This window comes from Rhodococcus sp. GXMU-t2271, from assembly GCF_041414735.1.
Classification (GTDB): domain Bacteria; phylum Actinomycetota; class Actinomycetes; order Mycobacteriales; family Mycobacteriaceae; genus Rhodococcus; species Rhodococcus indonesiensis.
In genome coordinates this window covers 161528-176475 of sequence record NZ_JAUIZP010000016.1, presented here as the reverse complement: position 1 = coordinate 176475, position 14948 = coordinate 161528, and the positions used below count along the sequence as shown (strand labels likewise).

The following is a 14948-nucleotide window of genomic DNA, read 5'->3' as shown; positions in this document are numbered from 1 at the left end:
GGGCCGGACACCGGGAACTCGGGGCCCGCCCCGCTACCTGTGCCGCGGGAACACATCGATTTCGAACCCACCGGAAGGAGCCGGAGAACATGCCGTTGTTCGCCGTCGAGTACACCTACACGGCCGAGACCGCACTCGGCCGCGACACCCACCGAGCCGCACACCGAGCCTGGCTGGCCGCCCTCGTCGAGTGCGGAACCGTGCTGACCTGTGGACCCTACACAGACGACTCCGGTGCCCTCGTCCTCGTCGACGCGGACACCGCCGAGACCGTTCGGAGCCTCGTCTCCGACGACCCGTTCGTCGTCCACGGCCTCGTGCCGCAGCACCGCATCACGGGGTGGACGCCCGTGCTCGGCTGCCTGGCCGGCGCGCGGACACGGCCCGGAGAGGTCGAAGCCGATCGGAGCAGGACCTGAAGCCGGCTCACCCCTGCCGGCGCCGCAGCACCAGGTAGACGATCAGTGCCAGCAGCGCACCGACGGCCACCGCCGGCCCGACCCTCTTCAGCACCGACTCGCGGGCGTACTGCATCAGGTCCAGCGGGGCGGCCTCGGTGGGCTGTGCCGCCGGGGCCGGGGTCACCGGCGCGGCTGCCGGTGCAGCGGGCGCGACGGCTTCCGGGGCCGCGGCCGCTTCCGGGGCGGGGACCGGGGCCGGCGCGGCGGGCGGACCGCCGAGCTTGTCCGCCAGGCACGCCGTGAACTGCTCGATGATCTTGCCGCCGACGTCGGAGATCATGCCCCGGCCGAACTGAGCGGGCTTACCCGTGATGGACAGGTCGGTCACGACGGTGCCCTCGGTACGGTCACCGTCGCCGGTGAGCGTGATCGTGAACGTCGCATTGACGGTGCCGTTGCCGCGGGAATCCTTCGCGGCGGCCTCCATGACCGCGCGACGGGCCTGTTCGTCGGTCTCGACGAACTTCCCGGTGCCCTTGTAGAGCAGTTGCACCGGCCCCATCTTGATCTTCACGGTGCCGGTGAAGGTGTTGCCGTCGACGCCGGTGAGGGTGGCCCCGGGCATGCAGGGTGCCACCTTCTCCGGATCCAGTAGGGCCGTCCACACCTCGTCGACGGGTGCCGGCACGGACATGTGGTGTTCGAGTTGCATGGGTTTCGTCTCCAGTGCTTGCTCAGGCGACGTTCGCTGCCGTCGACACCGCACGGCGCGTGAGCACCCGCGCGAGTTGGCGACGGTAGTCGGCGTCGGCGTTGCCGTCGCTCATGGGGGAGGTGCCCTCGGTGGCCTGCTCGGCAGCGGCCCGGATGGTGTCGGCCGTCGCGGGCTGCCCGACGAGTGCCTGCTCGACGGCGTGCGCGCGGACCGGCACGGCCGCCATGTTGGTCAGCGCCACCCGGGCCTGCCGGATCGTGCCGCCGTCGGTCTGCACGGTGGCGGCGACCGCGACGATCGACCAGGCGTGCGCCACACGGTTGAACTTCTCGTACCGCGCCGCCCACCCCGTGCGCTCGGGAATCCGCACCTCGACGAGGATCTCCTCGGGCTGCAGAGTGGTGGTGAAGTAGTCGTCGAAGAAGTCCGCGGCGGGGATGCTGCGCCGCCCCGACGGTCCGGCCGCGACGAGGGTCGCCTCGAGCGCGAGCACCGGCGCGCCGAGATCCCCGGCGGGATCGGCGTGGGCCAGTGCCCCGCCGAGAGTGCCCCGATGCCGGATCTGCGGGTCGGCCACCGTGCTCGTGGCCTCGGCGAGCAACCGGGCGTGCTCCCGCACGAGCGGATCGTGGATCACATCGTGGTGCGTGGTCATCGCACCGATCACGAGGTCGCCGCCGTCCTCGCGGACACCCCGCAACTCCGGGATCCGTCCGAGGTCGACGAGCGTGGTGGGGGCCGCCAGCCGCAGCCGCAGCACCGGCATCAGGGACTGCCCGCCGGCGATGATCTTGGCGTCCTCCCCCGCCGAGGCGAGGGCGGCGACGGCCTCGTCGACGGTGGTGGGCGCGACGTAGTCGAACGTCGACGGGATCATCGGGCGCCTCCCTGAGCCGAGTTCCGGGCTGATTCGACGGCGTGCCACACCCGCATCGGCGTGCACGGCATCTCGATGTCCCGTACGCCGAGGTGACGCACGGCGTCGAGGACGGCGTTGACCACCGCCGGGGTGGAGGCGATCGTGCCGGCCTCGCCGACTCCCTTGACACCGAGCGGGTTTCCCACCGCCGGGGTCTCGGTGCGGTCGGTGGTGAACGTCGGCAGGTCCGCAGCGGACGGCAGCAGGTATTCGGCGAACGAGCCGCTGAGCAGGGTGCCGGACTCGTCGTGCACGGCCTCCTCGTAGAGGGCCTGCGCGATGCCCTGGGCGAGACCCCCGTGCACCTGCCCCTCCACGATGAGCGGGTTGACAACGTGCCCGACGTCGTCGACGCACACGTACGAGCGGATACGCACCTGGCCGGTCTCGGTGTCCACCTCGGCGGCACACAGGTGCGTACCGTGCGGGAACGAGAAGTTGTCCGGGTCGTAGGTGGCCTCGGAGTCGAGGTTGGGTTCGATGCCCTCGGGCAGGTCCGCGGCGGTGAACACCGCGAGCGCGATGTCGCTCATGCCCACGGCCTTCTCGGTGCCCCTCACCCGGAACCGGCCCTCGGCGAACTCGAGGTCGTCCTCCGAGCACTCCATCATGTGCGCCGCGATCGGTCTGGCCTTCGCGATCACCTTCTCCGCGGCCTTGACGACCGCCACGCCGCCGACGGCCAGCGACCGGGATCCGTAGGTGTCCAGTCCGCGCGGGGAACTCTGCGTATCACCGTGCAGTACTTCGACGTCCTCGAACGGCACACCGAGCCGGTCGGCGACGATCTGGCTCCACGCCGTCTCGTGCCCCTGCCCGTGCGACGACGAACCGGTGACGACCTCGACCCGGCCGGTGGGCAGCATCCGGATCGCGGCGTGCTCCCAGCCGCCCGCCCCGTAGTTGAGCGAGCCGAGTACCCGCGACGGCGCCAGGCCGCACATCTCGGTGAAGGTCGACACCCCGATGCCGAGCTGGACCGGATCGTTCCGGCCGCGACGTTCCTGCTGCTCACGGCGCAGCTCGTCGTAGTGGAACAGATCGCGGGCCTTCGCGGTGGCGGCCTCGTAGTTGCCGGAGTCGTAGGTCAGGCCCGCGACGGTGTCGAACGGGAACTCCTCGTGCCGGATCCAGTTCTTCGCGCGCAGCTCGAGCGGATCCATCGACAGCTCGGCGGCGAGCTCGTCCATGATCCGTTCGATCCCGAACGTCGCCTCGGGCCGGCCCGCGCCGCGGTAGGCGTCGGTGGGCACCTTGTTCGTGAACACGTTGGTGCACGTGAAGTGGTAGGCGCCGAATTTGTAGATGCCGTTGAACATGAACGCGCCCAGGATCGGCACACCGGGGGTGACCAGCCGCAGGTAGGCACCCATGTCGGCCAGCAGCTCGACCTTCAGGCCGACGACGGTGCCGTCGCGGCGCGCGGCGAGGGTGAGCTTCTGGATCTGGTCGCGGCCGTGATGCGCCGCGACCATCGACTCGCTGCGGGTCTCGGTGTACTTCACCGGTTTCCCGAGCCGGCGCGCGACGAGCAGGGCGAGCAGCTCCTCCGGCGTCACCTGCAGTTTGCCCCCGAAGCCACCGCCGACGTCCGGGGCGATCACCCGCAGCTTGTGCTCGGGGATGCCGAGCGTCATCGCCAGCATGATCTTGAGGATGTGCGGGACCTGCGTGGCCGACCACACCGTGATCTGCGGCCCGGTCGGGTCGACGACCACGGAACGGGGTTCCATGAATGCCGGGATGAGCCGCTGCTGCCGGAACGTGCGCTCGACGACCACCTCGGCATCCCGGATGGTCTGCTCGACGTCGCCTCCGGTGCCGGCCTCGGCGGAATCGAACGTCCACGTCGCGCTGACGTTGGTGCCGAGGTCCGGGTGCACGAGGTCGGCGCCGTCGCGGGCCGCGTCCGCCAGGTCGAGGACCACGGGCAGGTCGTCGTAGTCGACGTCGATCGCCTCGAGGGCGTCGTGGGCCTCGTAGGCGCTGCGCGCGACGACGACGGCGACGGCCTCCCCGGCGAAGTTGACCGTGTCCACCGCCAGCGCCGGCGCGGGCGGGATCTTCATGTCGGGGGTGATCACCCACGCGCACGGCAGGCTGCCCTGCTCCGGCGAGGCGTCCGCACCGGTGAGCACCGCCACCACGCCGGGCCGCTGCCGGGCTTCCGACGTGTCGATCGACGTGATGCGGGCGTGGGCGAACGGGCTGCGCAGGATCGCCATGTGCAGCATCCCCGGCAGGACGAGATTGTCGGTCCAGCGGGTGCGTCCGGTGACGAGATGCTCGTCCTCCTTGCGCCGCCGCGCCTGGCCGATCTCCGGTTCGACGGTGCTGGTCATCGTCCGCCTCCCGCCGCAGCGTCGGTCTGCAGTTCGGCCGCTCGGGCCTTCTGCGCCGCGTCCAGCGCCGCCTTCACGATGTTCTGGTAGCCGGTGCAGCGGCACAGGTTGCCCTCGAGGCCGAGCCGCACCTCCTGCTCGTCGGGATCGGGGTTCTCCTCGAGCAGGTCGATGGTCGACATGATCATGCCGGGCGTGCAGTAGCCGCACTGCAGGGCGTGGTTGTCGTGGAACGCCTGCTGGACGGGGTGCAGCACGCCGTCGCGGGACAGGCCTTCGACGGTGGTGACCTCCGAACCGTCGGCCTGCACGGCGAGCACCGAGCAGGACTTGACGCTGCGGCCGTCGAGATGCACGGTGCAGGCGCCGCAGTTGCTGGTGTCGCAGCCGACCACGGTGCCGACCTTGCCGAGCCGCTCGCGCAGGTAGTGCACGAGCAGCAGCCTCGGTTCCACCTCGTCCGTGTAGGCCGTCCCGTCGACGGTGACAGTGATGCGCATCGGGCCTCCAATGCCGGGAACATCCGGGATCCAAGATCGTCGAGAAGTGTTCACTGACACTGTGCTCCAACGGTGACTACCGAACACGCCGATTCGCCGAATCGGTGGCGGATCAACCTTGTTCCCGCGTTTGCGGCGGCCGGGCCGAGGGAATTCGCACGGACACGTTCGTCGGAGAGCGACAGGCGGAGGTGAGCGGTGACCGCGGTGGAGGAGATCGTCGAGCGAGGCGCCGGCCGGGAACTGCCCGTCGTCGGCAGCCTGGCGGAACTGACGGACCTGGTGATGTCCCACGACTCCGAGATCTACCTGCGGTACTCGAAGGGTCCGGACAGCGATGCGCGGAAGGGTCCGAGCAAGGACTACGAGGCCGACGTGACACTGCCCGGCTTGTCGGTGACCACGATCGTCCCGGAGCCGTGGTGGCCGCGGCCCGCCGTCGACTGGGTGGCGCGCCGGATCCGCAAGTACGCCGAGCTGGGCCGCGAGAGCGGCCGATTCGCGTGGCTGCTGACCGGCACGGTGGTCGGCGTGGGGCCGGACCACGAACCGCTCGTCGTGCGCGCCCGCCCGCTGGCACGCCTGTCCGACGCACTGCTCGACGAGGCGGCCGAGTGCTACCGGACCCGGTTCCGCGTCGGGAACGATTCGCGGAGCTGACCCGCGTCGCGGGAGCGCGGGCGGGGTACCCGTCGGGCATGGACCAGTCCGAAACTCCCATGCTGGATGCGCTGGATCAGTACCACCGACTCGACCGCTACGGATTCTCCCCGCCCGGCCACCGGCAGGGCCGCGGCGCCGACCCGCGGGTGACGAAGGTGCTCGGGCTCGATCCGTTCCGCTCGGACGTGCTCGCCTCCGGGGGCCTCGACGACCGCAAGTCGCGCAACGGCTACCTGTCGCGGGCGGAGCAGCTCATGGCCGAGGCGGTCGGAGCGCAGCAGGCGTTCTTCTCCACCTGTGGCAGCTCGCTGTCGGTGAAGGCCGCGATGATGGCGGTGGCGGGCAACGATCCGGGGGACTGCTCGTCGGCCGGGACTCGCACAAGTCGATCGTGGCCGGTCTGATCTTCAGCGGCGTCACGCCCCGCTGGATCACGCCCCGCTGGGACGAGGAGATGCACTTCTCCCATCCGCCCTCGCCGGAACAGGTGCGAGAGACGTGGGAGAAGTACCCGGACGCGGCCGGCGCGCTGATCGTCAGTCCCAGTCCCTACGGCACGTGCGCCGACATCGAGGGCATCGCGAAGGTCTGTCACGAGCGGGGCAAGCCCCTCATCGTCGACGAGGCGTGGGGTGCGCACCTGCCGTTCCACGACGACCTGCCCACCTGGGCGATGGACGCCGGCGCCGACATCTGCGTCGTCAGTGTCCACAAGATGGGTGCCGGCTTCGAGCAGGGATCGGTCTATCACCTGCAGGGCGACCTGGTGGACGGCGCGCACCTGTCGGCCTGCGCCGATCTGCTGATGACGACGAGCCCGAACGTGATGATCTACTCGGCGATCGACGGGTGGCGCCGGCAGATGGTCGAACACGGCGCCGAACTGCTCGGCGACGCCCTGCAACTGGCCCGGCGGACCCGCGAGCGGATCGCCGGGATCGACGGCCTCACCGTCCTCGAGGACCGCCTGCTCGGCGAGGAGGCCTCACACGACCTGGATCGCCTCCAGGTCCTGATCGACGTGAGCGAGCTCGGCGTCTCCGGCTACAAGTGCAGCGACTGGCTGCGCGAGCACTGCCGGCTCGATCTCGGCATGACCGATCACCGGCGCATCCTGGCGACCTTGTCCATGGCCGACGACGAGAGCACCGCCGATCGGCTCGTCTCGGCGCTGGAGGCGCTGTCGCAGGCCGCGGAGTCGTTCGATCCGCCGCCGCAGATGTACCTGCCGACCCCCGGCGAACTGCAGCTCGACTCGGTGATGTCGCCGCGCGACGCGTTCTTCGGCAAGGCGGAGATGGTCGATGCGAGCCGGGCCGCCGGGCGCATCGCGGCCGAGCAGATCACTCCCTACCCGCCGGGCATTCCCGCGGTCGTGCCGGGGGAGCGCCTCGACGACGCCGTCGTCGACTACCTGCGCAGCGGCGTGAACGCCGGGATGACGATTCCCGACGCGACCGACACCTCGCTCGAACAGTTCCGGGTGGTCGCCGAGAACTGACCGCCGCGCCACTACTGACCCGGCACCGCGGTGTCCTCGTGGGCGTGGATCGGGCCCGCGGTGCGGGCGAGGTGCTCGCCCCGGCCGCCCCACTTCAGCGCGATGATCTCCGCCGCGATCGACACCGCGGTCTCCTCCGGTGTGCGCGCCCCGAGATCCAGCCCGATGGGAGAGCACAGCCGCGCGAGCTCGTCGTCCGTCATCCCCGCTTCACGCAGGCGCGCCGACCGGTCCTCGTGCGTGCGCCGCGAGCCCATCGCGCCCACGTAGGCCAGGTCGAGCCGCAACGCGACCTCGAGCAGCGGCACGTCGAACTTCGGGTCGTGGGTGAGCACCGTGACCACGGTGCGCGAGTCCACGCGCCCCGCGGCCGCCTCGGCGGCGAGGTAGCGGTGCGGCCAGTCCACGACCACCTCGTCGGCGGCGGGGAACCGGGCGGCGGTGGTGAACACGCCCCGGGCGTCGCACACCGTCACGCGGTAGCCGAGGAACGAGCCGAGCTGCGCCATGGCGGCCGCGAAATCGATGGCGCCGAACACCAGCAACCGCGGCGGCGGCTGGAAGGAGTGGACGAACACCGACATGCCCTCGCCCCGGCGCTGCCCGTCGGGCCCGTAGTGCAGCGTCGCGGTCCGGCCCGCGGCGAGCAGACCCCGCGCGTCGTCGGCGACGGCGTCGTCCGCCCGCGCCGACCCCAGCGACCCGCGCGCGCGATCCGGCCACACCGCCAGGCGACGCCCCACCCATGCCGGATCGGGATGTTCGGTGACGGTGGCGACCGCGACGGCCTCCTCGGCCCGCATCGACGCGACGACTTCACCCAGCTCGGGAAACGCGGCGGCATCCACCCGTTCGACGAACACGTCGATGATGCCGCCGCACGTGAGGCCGACGGCGAACGCGTCGTCGTCGGACACGCCGTACCGCTGCAACACGGGCACACCGTCGTCGAGCACCTGCTGCCCGAGCTCGTACACGGCGCCTTCCACGCAACCGCCGGAGACGCTGCCGGTCACCGTGCCGTCCCCGGCGACGAGCATCGCGGCGCCCGGTGCGCGGGGCGCGGACCGGAACGTCGAGACCACGGTTCCGAGGGCGACGGTGTCACCGGCCCGGTAGCGACGTTCGAGTTCGTCGAGAACTTCACGCACGGTGGACCTCCTCGAGCAGTTCCTGCAGCGTCGCGAGGCTGTGCCCCGCGAGCAGACGGTCGAGATGCGGCAGGGCGGCCGCGATGCCGGACTGCACGGGCTCGTACCCGGCTGCCCCGGCGTGCGGATTGACCCACAGGACGGCGTGGGCGAGCCGGCGCAACTGGGCGAGCTGCTCGGCGAGCAGGGCCGGATCGCCGCGTTCCCACCCGTCCGAGAAGATCACCACGACGGCGCCGCGCGCGAGGCCGCGCCGGCCCCACCGGTCCAGGAAGGCCCGCAGGGTCTCGCCGAGCCGGGTGCCGCCCGCCCAGTCGGGGACCGCCCGGCCCGCCGCGGCGAGGGCGCGTTCCGGGTCGCGGGCCCGCAGCGCGCGCGAGAGCCGCGTGAGGCGGGTGCCGAGGGAGAACACCTCGGTGTGGGTGGGATCGGCGCGGGTCACCACGTGCGCGAACCGCAGCAGCGCATCCGCGTACGGGCTCATCGAGCCGGAGACGTCGAGCAGCAGCACCACCCGGCGCGCCCGGGTCGCCCTGCCGTGCCGGCTCGGCCGGACGGGTTCGCCTCCGGCCGCGAGCATCCGGCGCACCGTGCGGTGCGGGTCGATGCGGCCCCGGCGCGACGGGCGCAGCCGCATCGCCGGACGGGTGGGCGGCCGCGGATGCAGCGTCGCGATCAGCTCCGCCAAATGTGCCCGCTCGGCGTCGGTCAGTTCCGCGATGTCGCGCCGGCGGAGCACGTCGGTGTCGTCCGCCGCGACCCGCAGTTCGGGGCCGCCGCCGGCGGTCTCGTCGCCTCCCGAGGGCGTGAGGCCCGCGATGCGGGCCCGGCGCGGAGTGCGGGTGCGCGGCGACGTCACGTCGGGTGCCGTTCCGCCGAACCAGCTCTCGAACGCGAGGTCGTAGCGGGGGATGTCGTCGGGATCGTGGCACAGGGTGGCGCGCCCGGCCCAGTACACCTGACGGCGGTCGCCGAGGTCGATCTCGCGCAGGGCGCGCAGGTAGGCCACGGTGGCGTCCGAGGCGACGGACAGGCCGGCCGCGGCGAGGGCGCGGGTGAAGCCGGTGAGTCCGACGAGGGAACCCCCGGCGTCGGTGGTCGTCGTCATCGCGGCTGTCACCCCGTCAGGAGCCGGTCGAGCCCGGTGCGGACCACCCGGTCGAGGTCCTCCCGGTACTTCAGGACGGCACCGAGGGTCGCGGCTGCGGTCGTCGCGTCGAGCACGTCGCGGTCGAGTTCCCGCAGCGCTCGTGCCCAGTCCAGCGACTCCGCGACCCCGGGCGGTTTGAGCAGGTCCATCCCGCGCATGGCCTGCACGGCGTGGGCGACCTGCGCCGCGAGGTGTTCGTCGATGCCCGGGATGCGGCGGCGCAGGATCTCCACTTCCCGCGCGAGGTCGGGGTGTTCGAGCCAGTGGTACAGGCAGCGGCGTTTGAGGGCGTCGTGCACCTCGCGGGTGCGGTTCGAGGTGAGCACCACCAGCGGCGGCGTCTGCGCCCGCACCTGTCCGAGTTCGGGGATGGTGACGGCGTTCTCGTCGAGCACCTGCAGCAGGAAGGCTTCGAATTCGTCGTCGGCCCGGTCGATCTCGTCGACGAGCAGCACGCACGGCGCGTCGGTGAGCGCCTGCAGCAGGGGCCGCGCGAGCAGGAACCGCTCGGTGTACAGCGAGCGCTCCGCCTCCTCGGCCTCGAGACGGCCGCCGCTCGCGGCCTCGAGGGTGCGCAGGTGCAGCAGCTGCCGGGGAAAGTCCCAGTCGTAGAGGGCCTGGGACGCGTCGATGCCCTCGTGGCACTGCAACCGGATCAGCGGCAGGCCCAGCGCGTCGGCGAGGGCGACGGCCAGCGACGTCTTGCCGGTGCCGGGTTCCCCCTCGCAGAACAGCGGGCGGCCCATGCGCAGCGCCAGGAACGCCACCGTCGCGAGCCCGTCGTCGGCGAGGTACCCGGTCGTGTCCAGTGCCCGCGTCAGCTCCGCCGGTGAGCCGATCGCCGCCGTTGCCGTCATGGTGCGAGCCTATGGCAGCGCCGCTGCCGAGGTGCGTTTTCCGATCCCCGGGCACCGCGGGTGGGGACCGAGCGGCTCGGCAGCTCGGCGGTCAGGCGACGGCCACGACCTCGAGGCGCGGGGTGTCGTCCGTGCGGTGCCGGGCCAGGTCCGCGGCGCCGACGATCCCGGCGTCGGGGCCGAGTTCGGCCAGGCGCACCGGCGCGGCCGGGCGGTGCCCGCGTCCGGTCAGCCGCTGGGCGAACGTGGCGACGGCGGGGCCGCGCAGCAGCTCCCCGGCCTCGCACACTCCGCCGCCGAGGACGAAGACTTCCGGGTCGAGGAACGCCGCGAGGTCGGCCATGCCGTGCCCGAGCCACGTGCCGATCGTGCGGAAGCACTCGAGCGCGGCGGCGTCGCCCTCGCGGGCGGCGGTGGTGACGTGGTGCCCGGTGATCTGCTCGGCGCGCCCGCCGGCCAGCTCGAGCAGCCGGCCGGCGAGCGCGGGCGAGACGCTCGCGATCTCCTGGGCCTCCCGCACCAGGGCCCGCCCGCTGGCGTACCGCTCCCAGCAGCCGTGGTTCCCGCACCCGCAGCGCCGCCCGTGCGGTTCGACGTTGAGGTGGCCGAGTTCCGCGGCGAGCCCGGAGGATCCGCGGTGCAGGGCGCCGTCGATGATCAGCCCGCCGCCGATGCCCGTGCCGACGGTGAGCACGATCGCGGTGCGGGTGCCGCGGCCCGCGCCGAAGCGCGCCTCGCCCCAGGCGGCGGCGTTGGCGTCGTTCTCGACGACGGTCGGCAGCCCGCACGCGGCCTCGACGGCCGCCCCGAGCGGTTCGCCGCGCCACGCGAGGTTGGGGGCGAACAGTACGGTACGACGATCGGAGGCGACGAACCCGGCGGCGCCGATCCCCACCGCGCACACGTCGTGCGCGGCGCGGAGTTCGCGGACGACGTCGGCGACGACGTCCTCGGTGCGGGCGGGGTCGTCCGACGGCGTGGCGCGGCGGAGCCGGGCGTGCAGGGTGCCGTGTTCGTCGACCACGCCGGCGGCAACCTTGGTGCCGCCCACGTCGATTCCGATGGTCAGTGCCATGTCTGTTCTCTCCCTGACTTCAGTTGCCGGACGGGTTCAGGCGGCGTCCATGTCCTCAAGCTCGCGGCCCTTGGTCTCTTTCACCCAGCGCAGGACGAACAGCAGCGACAGCACCGCGCACACGGCGTAGAAGCCGTACGACATGCCCAGCGACAGTTCCTTCATGGCGGGGAAGGAGACGGTGATGACCCAGTTGGCCGCCCACTGCGCGCCGGCGGCGAGCGACAGTGCCGCCGCGCGGATCCGGTTGGGGAAGGCCTCGCCGAGCAGGACCCACACGACCGGTCCCCACGACATGCCGAAGGCGACGACGAACAGGTTCGCGGCGATCAGCGCGATCGGTCCCTGCAGTCCGGTCAGGTGCGGGGTGGTCACACCGTCGACGACGGTGGTCGAGGCGGTGGCGAAGACGACGGCCATCGTGGCGAGGGTGACGGCCATGCCCGCCGAGCCGATGATCAGGAGGGGCCGGCGTCCGACGCGGTCGACGAATGCGATGGCCACGAGGGTGGTGGCGATGTTGACGACCGAGGTGACGACGGTGATGACGAGGGAGCTGCTCTCGTCGAATCCCACTGCCTGCCAGAGGATGCTGGAGTAGTAGAAGATCACGTTGATACCGACGAACTGCTGGAACACCGACAGTCCGATGCCGATCCACACGATGGGCAGCAGGCCCAGCGCGGGTCCTCGCAGGTCGCGCAGCGACGGGGTGTGCTCGTGGCCGAGGGTGGCGCGGATCGATTCGATGCGCAGGTCGATTCCCTGCTCGCCGAGCAGCATGCCGAGGATGCCGCGGGCCTCGCCGATGCGGCCCTTCGCGACGAGATAGCGCGGCGACTCCGGGATGGTGAGGGTCAGGAATCCGTACACGAGGGCGGGGACGGCCATGGACAGGAACATCCAGCGCCACGCCTCGAGCCCGAACCACAGTTCCTCGCGGGAGCCGCCGGCGAGAGCGGCGAGTGCATAGTCGACGAGCAGGGCGGCGAAGATACCGACGACGATCGCGAGTTGCTGCAGCGATCCGAGGCGGCCACGTACCCGGGCGGGGGAGATCTCGGCGATGTAGGCGGGGGCGATGACGGAGGCGAGTCCGACGCCGACGCCGCCGACGATCCGGAACAGGACGAGAGTTTCGACGTTGAAGGCGAATCCGGTGCCGAACGCGCTGACCAGGAACATCGCGGCGGCGACCTGCATCGTGGTGAGGCGGCCGTAGCGGTCCGCGATGCGGCCGGCGAGGACGGCGCCGCCGGCCGCGCCGAGCAGGGCCGAGGCGACGGCGAAACCGAGGACGGCGGACGAGACGGCGAACCGGGATTCGATGGCCGAGACGGCGCCGTTGATGACGGCGCTGTCGAAGCCGAACAACAGACCGCCGAGCGCGGCGATGACGGCGATGCGGACCGGCACCGCGGCGCCGGCGGTGTCCGGCCCGGTGTCGGGGACGGTCGGGAGCGCGACGTGGTTGCTCATGGGACTCCTCGTAGGCGGCGGGAACCGGCCGCGGCGGTCCCGTTCCGGGAGGCGAGTGGCGGCGGTCACGCGAACTGTGTGCTGGACCACAGTAAGGCGAAGACGGCTCTGTCGTCAAGAAATGAACGAACAAATCCTTGTCGATGATCTTCTATGTTCGAATTTGAACTTAAGTAGTGACCTGGAGCGAGAAGAAATTGTCGGAGTCGATCATCAGTGCGGGTTGGCCGCCCGCAGGCCCAGGGCGACCGCCCCAAGCACCTGGGCGCGGGCCCCCAGGGCCGCGGTGCGCACCTGCACGGTGCGCGCGGCGCTGGGCACCGCATACCGCTCGATCGCGCGGCGCAGCGGCTCGAGCAGCAACTCTCCCGCCAGGGCGAGTTCGCCGCCGATCAGGATCAGCTGCGGATTGAGCAGGTTGCACAGGCCCGCCGCCGCGACCCCGACGTGACGGCCGGTGTCCGCGAGCACCCGGGCGCACCCGGCGTCGCCGGCCTCGGCGAGTGCCACCACGTCCGCGATCGTCAGGCCGGGTCCCCGGCTCGGCTCGAGCAGCCCGATCACCACATGCGAGGCCACCATCGTCTCGAGGCAGCCGCGGTTGCCGCACCGGCACACCTGGCCGAACTCGTCGAGGGAGGTGTGGCCGATCTCCCCGGCCGTGCCGGCGCGGCCACGGTAGAGCCGCCCGTCCAGGACCAGGCCGGCGCCGACGCCGTCGGACAGCTTGATGTAGGCCAGGTCGTCCATGCCGCGCCCGGCACCCCAGATGTGTTCGGCCAGTGCGCCGAGATTGGCGTCGTTGTCGACATGGACGGGAAGCGCGAGCCGCTCGGCGGCGAGGGCTTCCGGGTCGACGCCGACCCAGCCCGGCAGGATGGACGGCCCGCCGATACGGTGCGTGGCGGACTCGACCGGAGCGGGCAGGCCCATGCCGACGGCCGCCACGGCGTCGCGACCACACCCGAGTTCGACGAGAGCGTCGTCGAGAAGTGCTCCGGCTCTTTCTATTCCGTCCTCGGCGCGGTGCCCGGTTGCCAGCTCGACCCGCTTCTCGGCGAGGATCTCGTGTGACAGGTCTGCGACGGCGACGGTGAGATGCCGGTGCCCGAAGTCGATTCCGACGGCCAGGCCCGCCGACCGGGTGAGCTTGACTGCCCGGCCCCGCTGGCCCGGACGCTCCGCCGCGGCCACCTCCACCAGCCCGCCGGTGGTCAGTTCCCGAACCAGATTCGACACCGTCGCCGGGGCCAGACCGGTGCGCCGGGCGATCTCCGCCTGGGTTAGCTCCCCGCCCGACTGCAGAACCCGAACCACCCGTTGCTGATTGGCCGAACGCAGCGACGACTGCGAGCCGGGATGTTCGGTGTCCTCACGCATCCGCTCAGGGTACCGGCCCGCGACCGTCCGTTCGTTCCGGACGGCCGGGACCATCCGCGACCTGCGCGGTCGTCCGCACGCGTCGCGACGGTCGCGTACGACGATCGAGCCTGCGGATGCGGCGACGTCGAGGACTCGCCCCCGCCGCATCCGAGCGAGGCGGAGGCGAGTCCGGTCCGCCTACGCCTCGGCCTGGCGCAGTCTCGCGGTCACCTGCGCGAGGCGGGTGATCCGGGCCCAGTCCCGGGTCTGCACCGCATCGGCGGGGGTGAGCCACGAGCCCCCCACACAACCCACATTGGGCAGTGCGAGGTAGTCGGGGGCCGTCGCGACCGAGATTCCGCCGGTGGGGCAGAACCGGGCCGCAGGCACGGGGGAATGGACGGACGCGAGGAACCGGGTGCCGCCCGCGGCCTCCGCGGGGAAGAACTTCATCTCGCGGTAGCCGCGTTCGAGGAGCACCAGCACCTCCGAGACGGTCGCCGCTCCCGGCAGGTGCGGCAGTCCGGTGTCGGTCATGGCCTTCAGCAGCGACTCCGTCGCGCCCGGTGACACCAGGAAGCGCGCACCGGCCGCCGCTGCCTGCGCGGCCTGTCCGGGTTCGACGATCGTGCCGGCACCGACGGTGATGTCGGGGACCTCGTCGGCGATCCGCTCGATCGCCTCGAGGGCGCATGGGGTGCGCAGGGTCAGCTCGATCATCGGCACGCCACCGTCGGCGAGGGCACGGGCGATCGGGACTGCGTCCGCGGCATCGTCGATCACGACGACGGGCACGACAGGGGTCACGTCCAGCAGGCTCATCGGGGACTCCT

General features: G+C 71.8%; 13 protein-coding genes and 1 pseudogene. 3 read left to right on the top strand and 11 right to left on the bottom strand.

What is annotated here, in order from left to right; genetic code table 11:
• The first annotated feature begins 89 nt into the window (after window positions 1–89).
• Window positions 90–419, top strand: a complete 330-nt coding sequence (locus QYS60_RS06340) for a YciI family protein (protein ID WP_371382683.1) — start codon at window positions 90–92, stop codon at window positions 417–419.
• Window positions 420–426: 7 nt separating this feature from the next.
• Here QYS60_RS06340 and QYS60_RS06335 read toward each other — a convergent pair whose 3' ends face one another.
• Genes QYS60_RS06335 through QYS60_RS06320 form a run of 4 tightly spaced genes read right to left on the bottom strand, consistent with a single transcriptional unit; the run spans window position 427 to window position 4877 of the window.
• Entirely contained in the window at window positions 427–1113 is a 687-nt protein-coding gene (locus QYS60_RS06335) for an SRPBCC family protein (RefSeq protein WP_371382682.1), read from the bottom strand.
• A 22-nt stretch (window positions 1114–1135) separates the two neighbouring features.
• Window positions 1136–1993 carry a xanthine dehydrogenase family protein subunit M gene (locus QYS60_RS06330; protein WP_371382681.1) on the bottom strand — a complete coding sequence of 286 codons (858 nt, stop codon included), beginning with the start codon at window positions 1991–1993 and terminating at the stop codon, window positions 1136–1138.
• Entirely contained in the window at window positions 1990–4377 is a 2388-nt protein-coding gene (locus QYS60_RS06325; protein WP_003938696.1) for a xanthine dehydrogenase family protein molybdopterin-binding subunit, read from the bottom strand. The genes QYS60_RS06330 and QYS60_RS06325 overlap by 4 nt, the downstream gene beginning before the upstream one ends.
• Window positions 4374–4877 (bottom strand): (2Fe-2S)-binding protein, encoded by a 504-nt coding sequence (locus QYS60_RS06320; RefSeq protein WP_003938697.1) that lies wholly within the window; start codon window positions 4875–4877, stop codon window positions 4374–4376. The genes QYS60_RS06325 and QYS60_RS06320 overlap by 4 nt, the downstream gene beginning before the upstream one ends.
• 198 nt (window positions 4878–5075) lie before the next feature.
• On the opposite strand from QYS60_RS06320, the gene QYS60_RS06315 reads away from it, so the two are divergent.
• Window positions 5076–5537, top strand: coding sequence for a DUF6098 family protein (locus tag QYS60_RS06315; RefSeq protein ID WP_371382680.1), 462 nt, complete (start codon window positions 5076–5078; stop codon window positions 5535–5537).
• A gap of 38 nt (window positions 5538–5575) precedes the next feature.
• A pseudogene (locus QYS60_RS06310) lies at window positions 5576–7041 on the top strand (aminotransferase class I/II-fold pyridoxal phosphate-dependent enzyme).
• Window positions 7042–7052: 11 nt separating this feature from the next.
• On the opposite strand, the gene QYS60_RS06305 reads toward QYS60_RS06310, so the two are convergent.
• From QYS60_RS06305 to eda, 7 genes are all read right to left on the bottom strand, one after another.
• Window positions 7053–8192: an XdhC/CoxI family protein gene (locus QYS60_RS06305; RefSeq protein ID WP_203011241.1), complete on the bottom strand. Its 1140-nt coding sequence runs from the start codon at window positions 8190–8192 to the stop codon at window positions 7053–7055.
• A complete protein-coding gene (locus tag QYS60_RS06300; RefSeq protein WP_289379414.1) occupies window positions 8185–9300 on the bottom strand; it encodes a VWA domain-containing protein in 1116 nt (371 codons plus the stop codon). The genes QYS60_RS06305 and QYS60_RS06300 overlap by 8 nt, the downstream gene beginning before the upstream one ends.
• A gap of 8 nt (window positions 9301–9308) precedes the next feature.
• Window positions 9309–10199, bottom strand: coding sequence for a MoxR family ATPase (locus tag QYS60_RS06295; protein ID WP_003938702.1), 891 nt, complete (start codon window positions 10197–10199; stop codon window positions 9309–9311).
• A 91-nt stretch (window positions 10200–10290) separates the two neighbouring features.
• Complete coding sequence (locus QYS60_RS06290; RefSeq protein WP_289379413.1) at window positions 10291–11274, bottom strand: ROK family glucokinase; 984 nt, start codon at window positions 11272–11274, stop codon at window positions 10291–10293.
• Window positions 11275–11310: 36 nt separating this feature from the next.
• The gene (locus QYS60_RS06285; RefSeq protein WP_289379412.1) at window positions 11311–12753 is read right to left on the bottom strand and encodes a sugar porter family MFS transporter; all 1443 of its coding nucleotides are present in this window, start codon (window positions 12751–12753) and stop codon (window positions 11311–11313) included.
• Window positions 12754–12966: 213 nt separating this feature from the next.
• The gene (locus tag QYS60_RS06280; RefSeq protein ID WP_040783968.1) at window positions 12967–14133 is read right to left on the bottom strand and encodes an ROK family transcriptional regulator; all 1167 of its coding nucleotides are present in this window, start codon (window positions 14131–14133) and stop codon (window positions 12967–12969) included.
• A 180-nt stretch (window positions 14134–14313) separates the two neighbouring features.
• Entirely contained in the window at window positions 14314–14937 is a 624-nt protein-coding gene (gene eda, locus QYS60_RS06275) for a bifunctional 4-hydroxy-2-oxoglutarate aldolase/2-dehydro-3-deoxy-phosphogluconate aldolase (protein ID WP_054373554.1), read from the bottom strand.
• Between the last annotated feature and the right edge of the window lie 11 nt (window positions 14938–14948).